Consider the following 19,099-nt stretch of genomic DNA (forward strand, 5'->3'; position numbering starts at 1 on the left):
CAACTGTTCGGGCGGTTCAGGGAGAATCCGGCGTGGGGACCCAAGCTACTTCTCGGTCGCAAGACCTGGATCCACACGGTCGCCCACGCCGGGCTCTCGGCACCCAAGGTGCCAGATTGGCAAGAGATAAGATCCACGCCATGCGTGGACGGGGCCTTTCCCGGCACCCCAAAAAAACAGGGCCGGACAGTCCCCCGACTGCCGGCCCTCTGCTCCCCCACCATGCACCTGTACCGGCCCCTGTTCCAATTCCGGTCACGGGCGCCTACGGCGCCAGCCACGATGGGTGCTATTGGGTTATCTGCAAAAATCCTGCCAACTTTAGGGTTGATTTCGACGCCAACTGGCCGGTGCCGGCGTCCTGGCCCCGAATGGCGCTAAAATCGCCACCCCGGCGCCGCCCCCGGCCGCGCCCGCCCCCAGCTGAACAGCCTCCCATGAACCCGTCCTTCCATTGTTACGACGTCATCGTCATCGGCGGTGGCCACGCTGGCACCGAAGCCGCGCTGGCCGCAGCCCGCACCGGCGTGCGCACCCTGCTGCTGACCCACAACATCGAAACCGTGGGCGCGATGAGTTGCAACCCGGCCATCGGCGGCATCGGCAAGGGCCATCTGGTCAAGGAAATCGACGCGCTGGGCGGTGCGATGGCGCATGCCGCCGACCGCGCCGGCATCCAGTGGCGCACGCTCAATGCCTCCAAGGGTCCGGCCGTGCGCGCCACCCGCTGCCAGGCCGACCGCAACCTGTACCGCATGGCGATCCGCGCCATCGTCGAAGGCCAGGACAACCTGACGGTGTTCCAGGCCGCGGTCGATGACCTGGTCATCGAAGGCGACACCGTGCGCGGCGTCATCACCCAGACCGGCCTGCGTTTCGACGCCGGGGCCGTGGTGCTGACGGCCGGTACCTTCCTCGCCGGCAAGATCCATGTCGGCCCGACCCAGTACGCTGCCGGCCGCATGGGCGACCCGCCGGCCACCACGCTGGCCGCGCGCCTGCGCGAGCGCCCGTTCCAGGTGGACCGCCTGAAGACCGGCACGCCGCCGCGCATCGATGGCCGCTCGCTGGACTACAGCGTGATGGATGAGCAGCCCGGTGATTCGCCGCGCCCGGTGATGTCCTTCCTCGGCTCGGTGGACGAGCATCCGCAGCAGGTCAGCTGCTGGATCACCCACACCACCGAACAGACCCACCAGATCATCCGCGACGCGCTGCATCGCTCGCCGCTGTACAGCGGCCAGATCGAAGGCATCGGCCCGCGCTACTGCCCGTCCATCGAGGACAAGGTAGTGCGCTTCGCCGAGAAGGCCAGCCACCAGATCTTCGTCGAACCCGAAGGCCTGGGCATCGTCGAGATCTACCCCAACGGCATCTCCACCTCGCTGCCGTTCGACGTGCAGCTGGAGATGGTGCGCAGCATCCGTGGTTTCGAGAACGCGCACATCACCCGCCCCGGCTACGCGATCGAGTACGACTTCTTCGATCCGCGCGGGCTGAAGGCCTCGCTGGAAACCAAGCTGGTCAACGGCCTGTTCTTCGCCGGCCAGATCAACGGCACCACCGGCTATGAAGAAGCGGCCGCGCAGGGCCTGCTGGCCGGCCTCAACGCCGCACGCCAGGTACGTGGACTGGATGGCTGGTGCCCGCGCCGCGACGAGGCGTACCTGGGCGTGCTGGTGGATGACCTGATCACCCACGGCACCAACGAGCCCTACCGCATGTTCACCAGCCGCGCCGAGTACCGCCTGCAGCTGCGCGAGGACAATGCCGACCAGCGCCTGACCCCGGCCGGCCGCGAAATGGGCCTGGTCGACGACCGCCGCTGGAACGCGTTCGAAACCAAGCAGGCCGCGGTCGCCGCCGAGCGTGCGCGTCTGGGTGCGCTGTGGGCCACGCCGGCCAATGCGCTCGGCCGCGAAGTGCAGGATACGCTGGGCGTCATGGTCAGCCGCGAAACCAACGTGCTGGACCTGATCAAGCGCCCCGAACTGGATTACGCGCAGCTGATGCAGGTGCCGTCGCTGGGCCCGGCCGTGGCCGACGCCAAGGTGGCCGAACAGGTGGAGATCGGCGTGAAGTACGCCGGCTACCTGGATCGCCAGCGCGAGGAAATCGAGCGGCAGCAGCGGCATGAGGCCACGCCGATCGCCGAGGCGTTCGACTATGCAACCGTGCGCGGGCTGTCGGCTGAGGCACTGCAGAAACTGGAACGTGTGCGCCCGCAGACCATCGGCCAGGCGCAGCGTATCCCGGGCATGACCCCGGCGGCGATCTCGCTGCTGCTGGTGCACCTGGAGCGGGCGCGGCGCGGACGCGTGGCGTAACGCGGTCTCACCTGCTTCTGGTGGGTGCCGACCTTGGTCGGCACATGAGTCTGCCCTGGTGGATGCCGACCTTGGTCGGCACGGAAGCATGGAGTGTCGCGATCTGATGATTCGTGCCGACCAAGGTCGGCACCTACCAGAGCAGATCGCGTTACCGCGCGTCGGCGCCACCACCCAGCACCTTGAACAACGTCACCCGGTTGCCCGCTTCCTGCTGCTGCAGGGCGATCAGGTCCTGCTGCGCGGCATACAGGCTGCGCTGCGCATCCAACGACTGCAGGTAGCCATCCAGTCCGGTGCGGTAGCGCGCATCGGCCAAGGTGTAGCTGCGCTGGCTGTCAGCCACCAACGCGCGTTGCGCGTCCAGCTGCGCGGTCAGGTGATCGCGCGTGGCCAGCGCATCGGCCACCTCACTGAAGGCCTGCTGGATCGCCTTCTCGTACTGCGCGATGCCGATGTCCTTGCCGATCTTCGAGGCATCCAGCGAGGCCTTCAGTGCACCGGCATGGAAGATCGGCGCGGTGATGCTGGGCGCGAACGACCAGCCACGGGTGCCGGCCGAGAACAGCGTCGACAACGCGGTGGAACTGTGGCCGTAGTTGGCGGTCAACGCCAGCGTCGGGAAGAATGCGGCGCGCGCGGCACCGATATCGGCGTTGGCTGCCTGCAATGCATGCTCGGCGGACAGCACGTCCGGGCGCTGCAGCAACACGCTGGACGGCAGGTTGGCGGGCAGCGGCGCCAATGCGACGCTGCCATCCAGCGCCTGCGCGGTAGGCAGCAGGGCCGGATCCAGCGGTGCCCCCACCAACAGCTGCAATGCATCGCGATCCTGCGCCTGCTGGGTCTGCAGCTTCGCAAGCGCTCCGCGCGCGGCTTCCACGCTGGTCTGCACCTGCGACAGGTCCAGGCCCGAGGCCAGCCCCTGTGCATGGCGGGCCTCGGTGCGCTGCAGGGTCTGCTGCTGGCTGTCCAGCGTCTGTTGCGTGAATGCCAGCGACTGCTCGTCGGCCGCCAGCGCCAGCCAGGCCGTCGCCACTTCAGCCACCAGGCTGGTGCGCGCGGCGCGCTGGTTCTCGGCGCTGGCCAGCCAGTTCTGCAGCGCCTCGTTCTTCAGGCTGCGGATACGCCCGAACAGGTCCAGCTCCCAGCTGCTGATACCCACCTGCACGGCATCGGATTCGGTCAGCTGGGTGACGCCGGTCTCGCTGTTGGCATCGCTCACCCGCGAACGGGTGACACTGCCGCTGGCATCCACCGACGGCAGCAGTGCCGCGCGCTGGATGCGGTACTGCGCGCGCTCCTTCTCCACCTGCAGCACCGCCACGCGCAGGTCGCGGTTGTTCTGCAGCGCCAGCGCGATGACCTGCTGCAGGCGCGGTTCCAGGAACACTTCGCGCCAGGCCGGCATCGCCAGTGCCGGCTCGGCCTCGCCGGTGCCGGCATTGCCGAACTGTGCCGGCACCGGCGCCTCGGGCCGCTGGTAGTGCGGGGCCATGCTCACGCAGCCGCCCAGCACGGCGGTCATCGTTGCGGCCGCCAGGGCGCGCAGCAGCATCGGCTTCATGGGCTTGCCTCCGGGGCAGTGGCGTCGGCCGGCGCGCGGCCCGGGAACAGGCGGCGCACCAGCAGGTAGAACAAGGGCACGAAGAACATGCCCAGCACCATCGAGGCCACCGTACCGCCGGCCACGCCCGTGCCCAGCGAACGGCGCGCAGCCGAACCGGCGCCGGTGGCAAATACCAGCGGCAACACGCCCATCAGGAACGCCAGCGAAGTCATCACGATCGGCCGCAGCCGCAGGTAGACCGCCTGCAGGATTGCGTCGCGGGTACTCCTGCCCTGCTGTTCGAGGATGCGCGCGAACTCGACGATCAGGATGCCGTTCTTCGCTGCCAGACCAATCGTGGTCAGCAGGCCGACCTGGAAGTACACGTCGTTGTTGAGGCCACGCAGGTTCATCATCAGCACGGCGCCGAACACGCCCACCGGCACCGCCAGCATCACCGCGAACGGCACCGCCCAGCTTTCATACAGCGCGGCCAGGCACAGGAACACGAACAGCAGCGAGATGGCGTACAGCATCGGCGCCTGGTTGCCCGACAGCTGTTCCTGGTAGGCCATGTCCGACCAGGCGTGACTGAAGCCTTCCGGCAGCGTGTCGGCCAGGCGCGCGATCTCGGCCATCGCCTCGCCGGAGCTGACGCCCGGTGCCGGCTGGCCGGTGATTTCCATCGCCGAGATGCCGTTGTAGCGCTGCAGTGCGGCCGGCGCACTGGTCCAATGCGTGCTGATCAGCGACGACAGCGGCACCATCTGCCCGGCCTGGTTGCGCACGCTCCAGCGCTCGATGTCCTGCGGCTGCATGCGTGCTTCGGCGGTGCCCTGGATGAACACCTTCTTGATGCGGCCCTTGTAGATGAAGTTGTTGACGAAGTCGCCGCCCAACGCCGCGTTCAAGGTGTCATTGACGTCCTGCGGGTTCACGCCCATCGCCTGCGCCTTGGCGTCGTCCACCTTCACCGCGTATACCGGCGCGTCTTCCAGGCTGGCGTAGCGCACGTTGACCAGCTTCGGGTCCTTGGCGGCTTCCTTCAGCAGCGTGTTGCGCGCGGCCACGGCGGCGGCATGGCCGGCACCGCCTTCGTCCTGCAGTTCCAAGGTGAAACCGCCCGCATCGCCGAGGCCAAGGATGGCGGGTGGCGAGGTGATGAACACCTGCGCATCGGGCACGCTGGCCATCGCCCGCGTCAACCGTGCGGCGATGGTATCGGCGTCGTCCTTGCGGTCATCCCAGTCCTTCAGGCGGATGAAGGCCTGGCCGACGTTCTGGCCGCTGCCGGTAACACTGAAACCGGCGGTGGCCTGGATCGAGAGCACGCCGTCGTCCTTCACCGCGACGGCACTCAGACGATCCATCACCGCCCGCGTCTGCTCCAGCGTGGAACCGGCCGGCAGCTTCACCAGCGCGTTGAGCATGCCCTGGTCTTCATCGGGCAGGAACGCGCCCGGCAGGTGCCACAGCAACAGGCCGGTGGCCACGCTCAGCACCAGGTAGAACAGCACGCCGAGCGTGCGGCGGCCGAGGAAACGATCCACGCGGTGACGCAGGCCGTTGGAGGTGCGCTCGAACCGGTGGTTGAACCAGATGAAGAACTTGCCCAGCAGGCTCGGCTCGCCACCGTGGTCGCCATGCGGATGGCCGCCCTTGGGAATCTGGTGCAGGATGCTGCCACACAGTGCCGGGGTGATGGTCATCGCCACCAGCACCGACAGGATCATCGCGGCGGCGATCGTCACCGAGAACTGGCGATAGATCACCCCGGTTACACCGCTGAAGAACGCCATCGGCAGGAACACCGCGGTCAGCACCAGCACGATGCCGACCAGCGCGCCGGTGATCTGGCCCATCGCCTTCAGCGTGGCCGGCTTCGGCGCCAGCCCTTCGAAGGTCATCACCCGCTCTACGTTCTCCACCACCACGATGGCATCGTCCACCAGCAGGCCGATGGCCAGCACCAGTGCGAACATGGTCAGGGTGTTGATCGAATACCCGAATGCAGCCAGCACGCCGAACGTGCCCAGCAGCACCACCGGCACCGCGATGGTCGGGATCAGCGTGGCGCGCCAGTTCTGCAGGAACAGGTACATCACCAGCACCACCAGGATGATCGCTTCGATCAGGGTGATCACCACTTCCTTCAGCGAAATGGTCACGAACGGCGTAGTGGTGAAGGCCACGTGGGCGGTGTAGCCATGCGGCCAGTACTTCTGCAGCTGCTGAAGCCGTGCATCGATGGCCTTGGAGACGGCGATCGCGTTGGCACCGGCATTGAGTTCAATGCCCAGCGACGCCGACGGCTTGCCATTGAAGGTGCTGATGCTGTCGTAGCTTTCCGGCCCGAGGCCGATCTTCGCCACGTCGCCCAGACGCACCACGCTGCCGTTGGCATCGGCCTTGAGCACCACCTGCGCGAACTGCTCGGGCGTGTGCAGGCGGCTGCGCGCGGTTACCGTGGCGTCGAGCTGCTGGCCCTTCAGCGCCGGCTGGCCACCCAGCTCACCGGCGGAGACATCGGTGTTCTGTGCCTGCAGTGCGGTCTCGATGTCCGAGGGCATCAGCGCGTACTGGCGCATCTTCTCCGGATCCAGCCAGATGCGCATGGCGTATTCCTGGCCGATCGGCTGGATGTTGCCGACACCGCTGACGCGGCTGATCTGGTCATCGATGCGCGCTTCCATGAAGTTGGCGACATCGAAGTTGTCCATGCTGCCGTCTTCGCTGGTGAACGACAGCACCTCGAAGATCGAACCACTGGACTTGGTGATGGTCAGGCCGTTCTGCTGCACCGCCTGCGGCAGCGTGGCCATGGCGGCCTGCAGCTGGTTCTGCACCTGCACCTGCGCGGTATCCGGATTGGTACCGGTGGCGAACACCAGGTTGACCTGCGCCGAGCCGTCGGAGGCACTGGTCGAGGTCATGTACATCAGGTGATCGAGGCTTTGCTGGGACTGCTCGATGACCTGGGTGACCGCGTTTTCCACGGTCTGCGACGAGGCGCCGGTGTAGGTGGCGCGGATGGTGATGGTGGGCGGGGCGATCTGCGGGTAGCGGTCCACCGGCAGGATCAGGATCGCGAGCAGGCCGAGCAGGCTGACCGCGATGGCGATCACCCAGGCGAAGATCGGCCGGTCGATGAAGAAACGAACCATGTGGGCCAGGCCTCAGTGCGACTTTTCGTCGGTGTTGCCGTTCGGATCGACCGCCGGCATCGCCGCCAACTGCGCCGTCGTGGCCGCCACCGCTTTCACCTGCTGGCCGAGCGATACCGCGCTGCCGTTGCTGACGATCACCCGTTCGCCAGCCTTGAGGCCGCTGGTGATCTGCCACTGGTTACCGACCACCTGGCCGGTGCTGACGCGGCGCTCGACCACATGATCCTTGGCGTCGAGCAGGCGCAGCAGCGGTTCGCCGCGCTCGTTGCGCACCACCGCCTTCTGCGGCACCAGCAGGGCACGCGCGTCGGTGGCCATCGGCAGCACCGCCTTCAGGTACATGCCCGGCAACAGCAGGCCGTCCGGGTTCGGAATGACCGCGCGCAGCTTCACGTTGCCGGTGCCCGGATCCACTGCGCTGCCGACGAACTCCAACGTGCCTTCATGCGCGTAGGTGCTGCCGTCCTCCAGCAGCACCTTTACCTGTGCCTTGCCATCGATGTCCTTCACCAGGCCCGCATCGAGCTGCTTGCGCAGCGCCAGCATCTGCGTGCTGGACTGGGTGACATCCAGGTACACCGGGTCCAGCCGCTGGATGGTGGTCAGTGCCGTATCCTGGCCGGCCGCGACCAGCGCGCCGGCGGTGACGCTGGAGGTGCCGATGCGGCCGTCGATGGGGGCGGTCACCCGGGTGTAGTCGAGGTTGATGCGGGCAGCCTGCAATGCAGCGCGCGCGGCAATCACGTTGGCCTGCGCCTGCTTCAACGCCGAGGTGGCATCGTCGGCGTCCTGCTTGCTGGCTGCATCCATGCTCACCAGCGCGCGGGTGCGCTCGGCCTTCGGCTGTGCCGACAACACGGTGGCCTCGGCCTGCGCCAGCTGCCCGCGGGCAGTATCGAAGGCCGCCTGGTACGGTGCCGGGTCGACCTGGTACAGCAGCTGCCCTGCCTTGACCTGCTGGCCTTCGGTGAACAACCGCTGGCGGATCAGGCCGCCGACCTGCGGCCGCACCTCGGAGATCTCGAACGGCACGGCACGGCCGGGCAAGGTCTGCTGGAGTGCCAGCGGCTGCGCGCTGGCGATGATGACGCCCACTTCGGGCATGGCCGGGGCATCGGTCCTGCCCGCCGAACAGGCCGCCAGGGCCAGCAGCAGGGGCAACAGCAGGGGACGCGGGGAACGGGACAGCGGGCGCAGGGGGGACATGGGGGCGTGGGGGCCTTTCGTTGACCCGTGCACGCTGCCGTGAAACTGTGCAGAGAATATGGAGATTGTGCGACGGGCTCAGCTGGCGCTTGCTTTCGGCGCCGCATGCGCCGCTAATGGCCTTCGCGATGGCGAAGTTCCAACTCAAATTCGGCCTGACCGCGAAGACCTTCCTCGCGATCTTCACCGCCTGCCTGCTGGTGCTGGCAGTGAACGGCATTGCCAGCCGCGTGGCCTTCCAGACCGGCTTCCTGGACTACCTCAACGACCAGGGCGACCTGCGCATGCAGCGGCTGATGCCACACCTGCAGCGCGAGTACCGCGAGCACGGTGGCTGGGAGCATCTGCGCGGTGATGGCGACCGCTGGGCGCGGCTGCTGCGCCCGGACCTGGCCCATGGGCACGAAGGGCCGGTGCCGTCGCTGTCCGACCAGACCGGCGTGCCGTCGCGCCTGGGCCTGTTCGACGCGCAGCACCGTTTCGTGGCCGGCAACCCCGACGCCACCAGCGATGACGAGCCGCATGCGGTGCAGGTGGACGGGCAGACCGTCGGTTGGCTGGGCATGGTGCCGTTCCAGACCGTCATCGCCACCAACGACCTGAACTTCTACAACACCCAGGTGCGCGCCTGGTGGGTGATCGGCATCGCGCTACTGCTGGTGACGGTACTGCTGGCCTGGCTGGTATCGCGTGCGCTGCGCCAGCGCCTTGCCAAGCTGGCCGCTGCCACCCACCGGTTGGCCGCCGGTGACTACGCCACCCGCATCGAGCGCACCAGTGACGATGAGCTGGACGCGCTGGTCAACGACTTCAACCGGATGGCGCAGGCGCTGGACGATACCGAACGCAACCGCCGCGCCTTCATTGCCGACATCTCGCATGAGCTGCGCACGCCATTGGCCGTGGTGCGCGCCGAGCTGGAGGCGATCGAAGATGGCATCCGTCCGCTGGACCGGGCCAACCTGGTGGGCCTGCAGGGCGAGATCCGCCAGCTGGGCAAGCTGATCGACGACCTGCACGACCTGTCGATGACCCAGTCCGGCGGCCTGGCGTACCGCTTCGCGCCACTGGACCTGGTGGCGCTGCTGCGCAGCGAACTCAATGGCATGCGCGTGCGCTTCGCCAATGCAGGCCTGGCGTTGGAAGAAGACCTGCCCGCCACGCCGTTGCAGGTGTCCGGTGACGAACGGCGCCTGCAGCAGGTGCTGGCCAACCTGCTGGAAAACGCACTGCGCTACACCCATGCCGGTGGCCGCGTACGCGTGCAGGCAGCGCGCGTGCCTGCCGGCGTGCAGCTGGTCGTGGAAGACACCGCGCCGGGCGTTCCGCCCGACAAGTGCGCACTGCTGTTCGAACGCTTCTACCGCGTGGAAAGTTCGCGCAACCGCGCCAGTGGCGGCAGCGGGCTGGGCCTGGCCATCAGCCACAACATCATCCTCGCCCACCACGGCGTCATCCACGCCGCGCCCTCGCCGCTGGGCGGGCTGCGCGTGGTCATCACCCTGCCGGAGCCTGCATGAGCACGTCGCCCGCCACGTCCACGAAGATCCTGATCGTCGAGGACGAGCCACGCTTAGCTTCGGTACTTCGCGACTACCTGGCCGCTGCCGGCATGGCCAGCGAGTGGGTGGATGACGGTGGCCAGGTGATCGACGCGTTCGTGCGCTACCAGCCCGACCTGGTGCTGCTGGACCTGATGCTGCCGCAGCGCGACGGCGTGGACCTGTGCCGCGAACTGCGTGCCAGCAGCGATGTACCGGTCATCATGGTCACCGCACGGGTGGAAGAGATCGACCGCCTGCTGGGCCTGGAGATCGGCGCCGACGACTACATCTGCAAGCCGTTCAGTCCGCGCGAAGTGGTCGCGCGGGTGATGGCGGTGCTGCGCCGCTACCGCCCCGACCCGGGTGCGCGCGCCAACGGTGGCCTGCACATCGACGAGCCGGCCGCACGCGCCACCTGGAACGGCAAGGGCCTGGACCTGACGCCGGTGGAGTACCGCCTGCTGCGCACGCTGCTGGCCACCCCGGGCCGGATCTGGGCGCGCGATGAACTGCTCGACCGGCTGTACCTGGACCATCGCGTGGTGGTCGACCGCACCGTCGACAGCCATGTGCGCAACCTGCGCCGCAAGCTGGCCGACGCCGGCATGGAAGGCGAGCCGATCCGTTCGGTGTACGGCATGGGCTACAGCTACGAGCCCTAGCCGGTAGTGCCGGCCGCTGGCCGGCAACCGCAGAATTCCAAGTGCGCCCGTGAGCTTGCCGGCCAGCGGCCGGCACTACCGGTGCGCACTTGCGTTAAAGTCGAGAACGCTCGACATCAACGAATCACGACGGCATGGACGACATCCACCCGATCGCGCCGGACAAGCGCGCCGCCATCCTTTCCACCCTGGCTGACATCGAACAGCGCTACGACGTACGCGTGCTGCTGGCCTGCGAGTCGGGCAGCCGCGGCTGGGGCTTTTCCTCGCCCGACAGCGACTACGACGCGCGCTTCATCTACGTGCATCGCCAGCCTTGGCATCTCAGCGTCAACGAGAGCACCGGTCCCGGCGAAGCGCAGCGCGATGTGATCGAACTGCCGATCGACGATGAGCTCGACGTGAGCGGCTGGGACCTGCGCAAGGCACTGCGACTGGTTTCAAAATCCAATCCGACCCTGATCGAGTGGCTGCGCTCGCCGATCGTCTACCAGCAGGATCAGGCGGCGGTGTCACAGTTGTGGGAAGCAGCGAAAGCGTTCCATTCGCCGCTGGGCACGTGGTGGCACTACTTCAACATGGCGCGCTCGAACCATCGCGGCTACCTGCGTGGCGAAACGGTGCGCACCAAGAAGTACCTGTACGTGCTGCGCCCACTGCTGGCCTGCCAGTGGATAGAGCACGAACAGACACCCCCGCCGATGGCCTTCGAGGATCTGCTGGACCGGCTGCTGCCAGACGGTGCGGTGCGTGAAGTCATCGATGCCCTGCTGGCGGTCAAACGGGCCAGCGCCGAGGTCGCCGCCGGACCGCGCATTGCGGCGATCAGCGACTACATCGATCGTGAACTGGCCATCCGGACTGCGCAGGCGCCACAGCTGCCCGCCGGACGAGGTGATGCTGCGTGGCTGGATGAGCTGTTCCGGCAGATGCTGGCCGAGCACGCGCCTGCATGAAGAGCCGCACCTGCCGCTGGTAGTGCCGGCCGCTGGCCGGCAACCACGGAAATCCAGGCGTGCCGCGCGGTTGCCGGCCAGCGGCCGGCACTACCACACGGGTATCATCGTCGCGAACGCCCTGATTTCCGGAGACCCCGATGAACCCGCTGCGCCCCTTCCGCGACAAGATGCCCATCCTCGGCGAGCGCGTGTACATCGACCCGTCGTGCACGATCATCGGCGACGTGGAACTGGGCGACGACGTGTCGGTGTGGCCGGGCACGGTCATCCGCGGTGACGTCAATTACGTACGCATCGGTGCACGCACCAACGTGCAGGACGGCACCATCATCCACGTCAGCCACCACAGCCCGTACAACAAGGCCGGCTACCCGACCCTGATCGGCGAAGGCGTGACCGTCGGCCACGGCTGCATCATCCACGCCTGCACGATCGGCGATTACAGCCTGATCGGCATGGGCGCCTGCATCCTCGACGGTGCCCGCGTGGAGCGCCATGGCTTCGTCGGCGCCGGTGCGGTGATCGGCCCCGGCAAGGTGGTGGGCGAAGGCGAGCTGTGGGTCGGCAACCCTGCCCGGCCGGCACGCACGCTGAGCGACAAGGAGATCGAGTCGCTGCACTATTCGGCCGACCACTACGTGCGGCTGAAGGACGAATACCGGGGCTGAGCAGCCAACGCTGCCGCGCGGCTCTGCTAAAGTCTGGGCCCGACCAGGACCTGTCGAGACCCCCATGCCTGTGGTTGCCAGCCGGAGAGGACTCCGGCGCCCACAACGAAGGCCACCGCGCTGATGGCCGCACCGATGCTCGATACCTACCGTGAGGTGGTGACGCCGGAGGGTGTGCTGCTCCAGTTGCCGGTAGCCGGACCGCTGCCGCGGGCCATGGCCTGGCTGGTCGATCTTGGCGTGCGCATCGCGGTGCTGGTGCTGATGGCGATTCCGCTGGCGGTGCTGGACGAATTCGGCTCCGGCCTCAACCTGGTGCTGATGTTCCTGGTCTACTGGGTCTACCCGATCGTGTGCGAGGCGCTGTGGGGCCGTACCCTGGGCAAGCGCGCGCTGGGCCTGCGCGTGCTGTCCCGCGATGGCGCGCCCGTGGGCTGGATGGCGGCGATCACCCGCAACCTGCTGCGCACGGTGGACATGCTGCCGTTCGGCTATGCACTGGGCCTGGTCAGCAGCCTGTTCGATCCGCACGGCCGCCGCCTCGGCGACCTGGTGGCCGGCACCGTGGTGGTGCACGCGCCTGTGCTGTACCTGCCGCCGCCACCTACCATCGACAGCGTGCTGGCCCCGCCGCAGCCACTGCGGCCGGAGGAACAGGCCGCGCTGATGGCCTTCGCCGAGCGCGCGCCACGGCTGTCGGCGGCCCGCCAGCAGGAGCTGGCCGGCATTGCCGAGCCCCTGACCGGCACCCACGGCCAGGTCGCCGTGCTGCGCCTGTACGCCATGGCCAACTGGCTGCTGGGGCGGCGATGAAACAGGAACAGTTCGTCGCCCGCTACCAGCAGGAATGGCAGGAGCTGGAACAGTGGCTGCTGCTGCGTGCCGGCGCCTCGCGCCGCGCGCGCCGCAAGGCCAGCGGCCTGGCACTGGACGATACCGCCGTCCCGCAGCGCTACCGGCGCCTGTGCCAGCAGCTGGCGCTGGCCCGCGAGCGCGGTTACAGCCCGCAGCTGCTCCAGCGCCTGCAGCAGCTGATGCAGCAGGGCCACAGTGTGCTGTACCGCACACGGCCGACGCGCTGGCGCGCCGCGCTGGAATTCCTCGTGGCCGACTTCCCGCTGCTCGTGCGCAGCCAGGCACGCAGCATGTGGGTGGCGCTGGCGATGTTCGCGCTGCCGGCAATCGCCTGCTTCGTGCTTGTACAGGTCTATCCGGACCTGATCCATACGTTGATGGACAACCGCCAGATCGCCGCGATGGAGCGCATGTACGACCCTGCCGCCGAACGACTGGGCCGCGACAGCGGTACCGACTGGATGATGTTCGGCCACTACATCCTCAACAACATCAGCATTGCCCTGCGCACCTTCGCCAGCGGCCTGCTGGCCGGGCTGGGTACGCTGCTGGTGCTGCTGTTCAACGGTGTCACCATCGGCGCGGTGGCCGGCCACCTGCAGCACATCGGGCACGGTGGACCATTCTGGCGCTTCGTGGCCGGCCATGGCGCGTTCGAGCTGACCGCGATCGTGATCGCCGGCGGTGCCGGCCTGCAGCTGGGCATGAAGCTGCTGGCACCGGGCCGGCGCAGCCGCCTGGACGCGCTGGTCGACGGTGGCCGCATCGGTGCGCGGCTGTGCCTGGGCGTGGCGTTCATGCTGCTGGTCGCAGCCTTCATCGAAGCGTTCTGGTCGTCGATCGCCGAACTCCCCGCATGGACCAAGTTCGGCGTCGCCGGAGTGCTCTGGGCCGGCGTGCTGCTGTGGCTGTGGCGTGGCGGGCGTGGAGGCGGTCATGCGCATTGACCGTCTGGACGTGGTGCTGCGTGCACGCAGCGGCTGGGAAGCGATGGAGCTGGGCAGTGCCCTCGCCCGCCGCCATGCGCGCGCCGTGTGGGGCAGCTGGCTGCTGGCCAGTGCTCCGTTGTTCGTGATCTTCAACGCGCTGGGATGGTGGCTGGATGCCTTCGGCTGGGCCTGGCTGGCGATGTGGTGGTGCAAGCCACTGTTCGAGCGTGCGCCGCTGTATGTGCTGTCGCGCGGCATCTTCGGCGAACCGGTCAGCACACTTTCGGCCCTGCGTGCGCAGCGCCACTGGGGCAACACTGGTTCCTGGGGCTACCTGGGCTGGCGTCGCTTCAGCGTGCTGCGCAGCCTGTGCCTGCCGGTGAACCTGCTGGAAGGCAACGCACCGGGTCAGCGCGGTCCACGCCGCCGTGCGGTGGCTGCCGGCGCCGCAGGTGCGGCGACAGTGCTGACCGTGACCTGCATGGCGTTCGAAGCGGTGCTGGTATCTGGTGCCATCGGTGCAGTGTTCATGTTCATGCCACTGGACCTGATGTCCGAATCCTGGCGTGCGGCCTGGGACATGATCGGCAAGGACACGCCGGCATGGGCACGCTTCGGTTTCAATCTGGCCTGCTGGCTGGCCTCGGCGCTGATCGGCCCGTTCTTCGTCGGTGCGGGCTTTGGCCTGTACTTGAACCGGCGTACGCAGATGGAAGCCTGGGACGTCGAAATCGCCCTGCGCCGACTGCGCGATCGCCTGCTGCCGGCGGCATCGACGCTGGCGCTGCTGCTGTGCCTGGCACTGCCGCTGGTCTCCGCCCCGGTGCATGCGCAGGACGCAGATGCCGAGCCCGGGCGCGCAATGGGCAAGCCCAACGCCAGTGACATCGCCGCCGAAGACGACGACGATGAACCGACCATCGACCCGGCCAACACGCCGGCCACCATCTTCGGTGGCACGCCGGTGGACACCGCCGGTTTCCGTCAAGCGGTTAACCGCGCCTATGAGGACCCGCTGCAGCGCCCGACCCGCGAGGTCACCCGCTGGAAGCCGATCGAGCAGGCCGAGGAAAAGAAGAAGGAAGACAAGCAGCTGCAGCGTGACACCAACAGCAAAGGTGAACGCAAAGCGCGCAGGGACGGCATCGCCTGGCTGGCACGGCTGGCCGAATGGGGCCTGTGGGGCCTGCTCGGCATCCTGCTGCTGGTGCTGCTGCTGACCGCGCGGCTGTGGCTGCCATGGCTGCGTGGCAGTGGCCGGCGCAAGGCCGACGCTGCACCGGAGGTGCTGGAGGAACAGGTGGAGTTGCCGGTGGTGCTGCCGCCGGACGTGGCCACCCAGGCTGGCCTGCTCTGGGACCAGGGCCGGCCGCGGCAGGCGCTGGCCCTGCTGTACCGCGCCAGTGTGCGCACGGTGGGCGAGCGCAGCGGTATCGCGCTTCCACCCGGTGCCACCGAAGCGCAATGCCTGCGCGCGTCGCGGCGCATGCCCGAGGCCAGCGACCGTGACCTGTTCGCGCGCATCGTGCGCATGTGGCAGTACGCCGCCTACGGTGGCCGCCTGCCCAGCCGCGCCGATTTCGATGCATTGGCCGATACCCTGCGCCAGCAGTACGGGTGGCAGGCATGAGTCCGCGCCTGTTCTGGTCGCTGCTGCTCGGTGCATTGGTGCTGTTCGGTGTACCGCTGACCATCCTCTACCTGCGCACGCACGAACGGGTGACCGAGACGATCCGGCTGCCGCCACAGGGCGAGGCCGCCTACAACCCGCTGTACGTACTCGGCCAGGCGCTGCGCGCCGATGGCATTGACGTGCACTCGCGGCCACGGCTGGAACTGCAGCAGATGGCACTGGGGCCGAACGATACGGTGGTGCTGCTGCAGGACAGCAGCGAACTGCCGCCGCCCGTTGCCAGCGCGCTGCTGGACTGGGTCGACGGTGGTGGTCACCTGCTGGTACGTACACCGCCGCCGGCCGAGGACGATGCCGGCAGCACGCAGGGCCCCTTGCTGGACCGGCTGGGCGTGGACAGCCTGTTCCAGCGCAGCGACTGCCAGCCGTTCCATGTCGACGACGATCCTGGCCACGTCGAATTCTGCGGTGGCCGCCGCTTCACCCTGGGTTTTGCCGCCAGTGCGCAGGCCGAACGTCGCTGGGGCACGGATCGCGACCTGGTGTTCGCGCGCCTGCGCCATGGCCAGGGCAAGGTGAGCGTGCTGGCCGACATGGAGTTCATGCGCAGCGAGGTGGACTCACCGGCGGCGCGCCTGGCCTCCGCAGGGGGCAAGGCCAGCGACGGCCTGCACGACGCGTCGCATCGCGACCTGACCCGCTACCTGCTCGATCCGAACTACGGCAAGGGTGCGGTCTGGCTGGTCTATGCCAGCCGCCCGCCGTCGCTGTGGTCGCGCATGTTCTATCAGGGCTGGCCGCTGTGGGCACCGTTGCTGCTGACCCTGCTGGGTTGGCTGTGGGGCCGCTCGCAGCGCTTCGGCAGCCTGCTGCCGTCGCCGGTTCTGGAACGCCGTTCGCTGCTGGAGCACGTGCGCGCCAGTGGTGAACTGCTGCTGCGTTTCGGCCACGGCGCGCGCCTGTACGAGGCCGTACTCGCCCTGTTCCTGCACCGCCTGCGCCTGCGCGCACCGGTTGCCGCCGCACTCGATGGCGCGCCGCGCGATCAGGCCATCGCCGAGCTGCTGAAGTGGCCGCAAGGCCGCGTTGCCAGCGCGCTCACGCCCCCTCCACCGCACGATTCCTCCGCCCTGCGCGAGCGCATCCGCTTGCTGCTCCAGATGAGATCCCTGCTATGACCGAAGTCCCCGAGCTGCCGGCGGCCGCCAACGCCCGCCTGATCGAACGCGTCGATGCCATCCGCGATGCCGTCGGCCACGCCTTCATCGGCCAGGCTGATGTGCTGGACCAGATCCTGGTGGCCCTGCTGGCCGGTGGCCACGTGCTGATCGAGGGCGTGCCCGGGCTGGGCAAGACCCTGCTGGTGCGCGCGCTGGCCCAGGCACTTGAGCTGGACTACGGTCGCGTGCAGTTCACCCCCGACCTGATGCCCAGCGACGTCAGCGGCCACGCGGTGTACGACCCGAAGACCGAGAGCTTCAAGATCCGTCGTGGCCCGGTGTTCACCAACCTGCTGCTGGCCGACGAGATCAACCGCGCACCGGCCAAGACCCAGTCGGCGCTGCTGGAAGTGATGCAGGAAGGCCAGGTGACCATCGAAGGCAAGGCCTTCACCCTGGCGCCGCCGTTCATGGCGCTGGCCACGCAGAACCCGCTGGAGCAGGAAGGCACCTACCCGCTGCCGGAAGCACAGCTGGACCGCTTCCTGTTGAAGGTGCTGATCGACTACCCGCAGCTGGAGGACGAGAAGCGCATGGTGACCGCGATCACCAGCGGCCGCGCCGCCAGCGATTTCGACCTGAGCCAGGTGCCGCGCGTGCTCGGTGCCGGCGAACTGCTGGAACTGCAGCGCGCCACGGCGGCGATCACCGTCGATGACGAAGTGATCGACTACGCGGTGCGGATTGTGGCGGCCACGAGGCAGTGGCCGGGTATCGCGGTCGGCGCTGGCCCGCGTGGCAGCATCGCGCTGGTACGTGCGTCGCGCGCGCAGGCGGTGTTGGCCGGCCGCGACTTCGTCACCCCCGACGACGTGCGCGACATCGCGCGTCCCGCGCTGCGCCATCGCATCGCGCTGGCACCGGAACTGCAGATCGAAGGCCAGGACGCCGACGACGTGCTGGGTGCACTGCTGGCCAAGGTGGAAGCACCGCGCCGATGAGGCCGGCCCCGCTGCTGCTGGCGCTGCTGCTGGCCTGGGCCGCCCTGGGTGGCCTGGTGCTGGGCGGCATGCTGCCGCGCTGGAGCTGGGCGCTGGCCGCGGTTGCGATTGCCGTGCCAGCGTTGATGGATCTGTGGCGGCAGACGCGGCGTCCATCGCCGCAGATCCAGCGTGAGCTGCCCGAAGCACTGGCACTGGGCGTGCGCCGCGAGGCCGCGCTGCGGCTGCAGGCGGACGCATCGATGACGGTGCAGGTGTTCGACCTGGTCCCCGGCGGCTGGCCGCTGGAGTCGCTGCCGCAGCGCGTGCGCCTGAAGGCCGGCAGCGCCTCCACCCTGCACTACCACCTGCAGCCGCTGCAGCGCGGGCGCTTCCGCTTCGAAGGCGTGCACCTGTGCATGCGCTCGCCGTGGCGGCTGTGGTGGCAGCAACGCACGCTGCCTCCCGCGCTGGACGTGCGGGTTTATCCGAACTTCGTGCCGCTCACCCGCTTCGCCCTGTTCAGTGCCGACCAGGCCTCGCGGCTGGTCGGTGCACACGTGAAGCGCCGCCGCGGTGAAGGCACCGACTTCCACCAGATGCGCGAGTACCGCATCGGCGACAGTCTGCGCCAGCTGGACTGGAAGGCCACCGCGCGTGCGCGCAAGCTGGTCTCGCGCGAGTACCAGGACGAGAAGAACCAGCAGCTGCTGCTGATGCTCGACAGTGGCCGCCGCATGCTGGCCAGCGAGGGCGGGCTCTCGCACTTCGATCACGCATTGAATGCCTCGCTGGTGGTGGCCTACCTGGCGCTGCGCCAGGGCGATGCTGCCGGCCTGTTCGCCACCGGTGGCGAGCGCCGCTGGGTGGCACCGCAGCGTGGCATGGGCACCGTCGAGCACCTGCTGCGTGCCAGCTACGACCTGCAGCCGCGCGCGGTGGCCACCGACTACCTGGCCGCCGCCACCGAAGTGTCGCTGCGCCAGCGCCGGCGCGCGCTGGTGATGCTGGTCAGCAACGTGCGCGACGAAGACATCGAGGATCTGCTGGCGGCGGTGCGCCTGCTGCAGAAACGCCACCTGGTGTGCGTGGCCAGCCTGCGCGAGCGCGAACTGGATGCTGTCCTCGATGATGAGGTGCAGTCGCTGGAGGACGCGGCCCAGGCCGGCGCCGCGGCGCTGTACCTGCAGCAGCGCGCGAAAGCGCATGAAGCGCTGCGCAGCGAGAAGGTGATGGTTCTGGACGTGACCGCCGACGCCCTGCCCGGTGCACTGGTGGAGCGCTATCTGGCGGTGAAGCGCGAAGGGTTGCTCTGATACCAGGAACGATTGCCGGCCAGCGGCCGGCACTACCGACACATCGCTCTGGTAGGTGCCAACCTTGGTTGGCACGAAACCCACAGCGCCGACCAGGGTCGGCATCTACCAGCAACGGTTGCCGGCCAGCGGCCGGCACTACCC

At 68.3% G+C, this 19,099-nt stretch carries 14 protein-coding genes; 11 read left to right on the forward strand and 3 right to left on the reverse strand.

All coding sequences use genetic code 11. The features are described 5' to 3' along the window. Positions 1–437: 437 nt before the first annotated feature. The gene (gene mnmG / locus AC5P9F_RS16565) at positions 438–2,327 is read left to right on the forward strand and encodes a tRNA uridine-5-carboxymethylaminomethyl(34) synthesis enzyme MnmG (RefSeq protein WP_308679424.1); all 1,890 of its coding nucleotides are present in this window, start codon (positions 438–440) and stop codon (positions 2,325–2,327) included. Positions 2,328–2,478: 151 nt separating this feature from the next. On the opposite strand, the gene smeC is transcribed toward mnmG, so the two are convergent. The 3 genes from smeC to smeA are packed head-to-tail and all read right to left on the reverse strand — an operon-like array spanning position 2,479 to position 8,249. Then, positions 2,479–3,894, reverse strand: coding sequence for a multidrug efflux transporter outer membrane subunit SmeC (smeC, locus tag AC5P9F_RS16570; protein WP_099527035.1), 1,416 nt, complete (start codon positions 3,892–3,894; stop codon positions 2,479–2,481). Beyond that, entirely contained in the window at positions 3,891–7,040 is a 3,150-nt protein-coding gene (gene smeB / locus AC5P9F_RS16575) for a multidrug efflux RND transporter permease subunit SmeB (protein ID WP_274849955.1), read from the reverse strand. Before smeB ends, smeC begins: the two co-directional genes overlap by 4 nt. Positions 7,041–7,052: 12 nt before the next feature. After that, positions 7,053–8,249, reverse strand: coding sequence for a multidrug efflux RND transporter periplasmic adaptor subunit SmeA (gene smeA, locus AC5P9F_RS16580; RefSeq protein WP_274849956.1), 1,197 nt, complete (start codon positions 8,247–8,249; stop codon positions 7,053–7,055). Positions 8,250–8,365: 116 nt separating this feature from the next. On the opposite strand from smeA, the gene baeS reads away from it, so the two are divergent. From baeS to AC5P9F_RS16630, 10 genes are all read left to right on the forward strand, one after another. Further along, entirely contained in the window at positions 8,366–9,769 is a 1,404-nt protein-coding gene (gene baeS / locus AC5P9F_RS16585) for a sensor histidine kinase efflux regulator BaeS (protein WP_076739712.1), read from the forward strand. After that, positions 9,766–10,455 (forward strand): response regulator, encoded by a 690-nt coding sequence (locus AC5P9F_RS16590; protein WP_005411528.1) that lies wholly within the window; start codon positions 9,766–9,768, stop codon positions 10,453–10,455. The genes baeS and AC5P9F_RS16590 overlap by 4 nt, the downstream gene beginning before the upstream one ends. A gap of 134 nt (positions 10,456–10,589) precedes the next feature. Then, complete coding sequence (locus AC5P9F_RS16595) at positions 10,590–11,411, forward strand: nucleotidyltransferase domain-containing protein (RefSeq protein WP_495232000.1); 822 nt, start codon at positions 10,590–10,592, stop codon at positions 11,409–11,411. Positions 11,412–11,551: 140 nt separating this feature from the next. Next, on the forward strand, positions 11,552–12,082 hold the full coding sequence (locus AC5P9F_RS16600) for a gamma carbonic anhydrase family protein (protein WP_005411530.1): 531 nt from the start codon (positions 11,552–11,554) through the stop codon (positions 12,080–12,082). A 123-nt stretch (positions 12,083–12,205) separates the two neighbouring features. Further along, complete coding sequence (locus tag AC5P9F_RS16605) at positions 12,206–12,895, forward strand: RDD family protein (protein WP_005414811.1); 690 nt, start codon at positions 12,206–12,208, stop codon at positions 12,893–12,895. Next, complete coding sequence (locus AC5P9F_RS16610) at positions 12,892–13,884, forward strand: stage II sporulation protein M (RefSeq protein ID WP_012481549.1); 993 nt, start codon at positions 12,892–12,894, stop codon at positions 13,882–13,884. Before AC5P9F_RS16605 ends, AC5P9F_RS16610 begins: the two co-directional genes overlap by 4 nt. Further along, positions 13,874–15,496 carry a DUF4129 domain-containing protein gene (locus tag AC5P9F_RS16615; RefSeq protein WP_005411533.1) on the forward strand — a complete coding sequence of 541 codons (1,623 nt, stop codon included), beginning with the start codon at positions 13,874–13,876 and terminating at the stop codon, positions 15,494–15,496. The genes AC5P9F_RS16610 and AC5P9F_RS16615 overlap by 11 nt, the downstream gene beginning before the upstream one ends. Beyond that, the gene (locus tag AC5P9F_RS16620) at positions 15,493–16,677 is read left to right on the forward strand and encodes a DUF4350 domain-containing protein (RefSeq protein WP_262238763.1); all 1,185 of its coding nucleotides are present in this window, start codon (positions 15,493–15,495) and stop codon (positions 16,675–16,677) included. The genes AC5P9F_RS16615 and AC5P9F_RS16620 overlap by 4 nt, the downstream gene beginning before the upstream one ends. Next, positions 16,674–17,660 carry an AAA family ATPase gene (locus AC5P9F_RS16625; RefSeq protein ID WP_033833772.1) on the forward strand — a complete coding sequence of 329 codons (987 nt, stop codon included), beginning with the start codon at positions 16,674–16,676 and terminating at the stop codon, positions 17,658–17,660. The genes AC5P9F_RS16620 and AC5P9F_RS16625 overlap by 4 nt, the downstream gene beginning before the upstream one ends. Next, positions 17,657–18,955, forward strand: a complete 1,299-nt coding sequence (locus tag AC5P9F_RS16630; RefSeq protein WP_099524080.1) for a DUF58 domain-containing protein — start codon at positions 17,657–17,659, stop codon at positions 18,953–18,955. Before AC5P9F_RS16625 ends, AC5P9F_RS16630 begins: the two co-directional genes overlap by 4 nt. Positions 18,956–19,099 lie beyond the last annotated feature (144 nt).

The sequence above is a fragment of the Stenotrophomonas sp. YJH_SMC_4 genome (assembly GCF_059371575.1).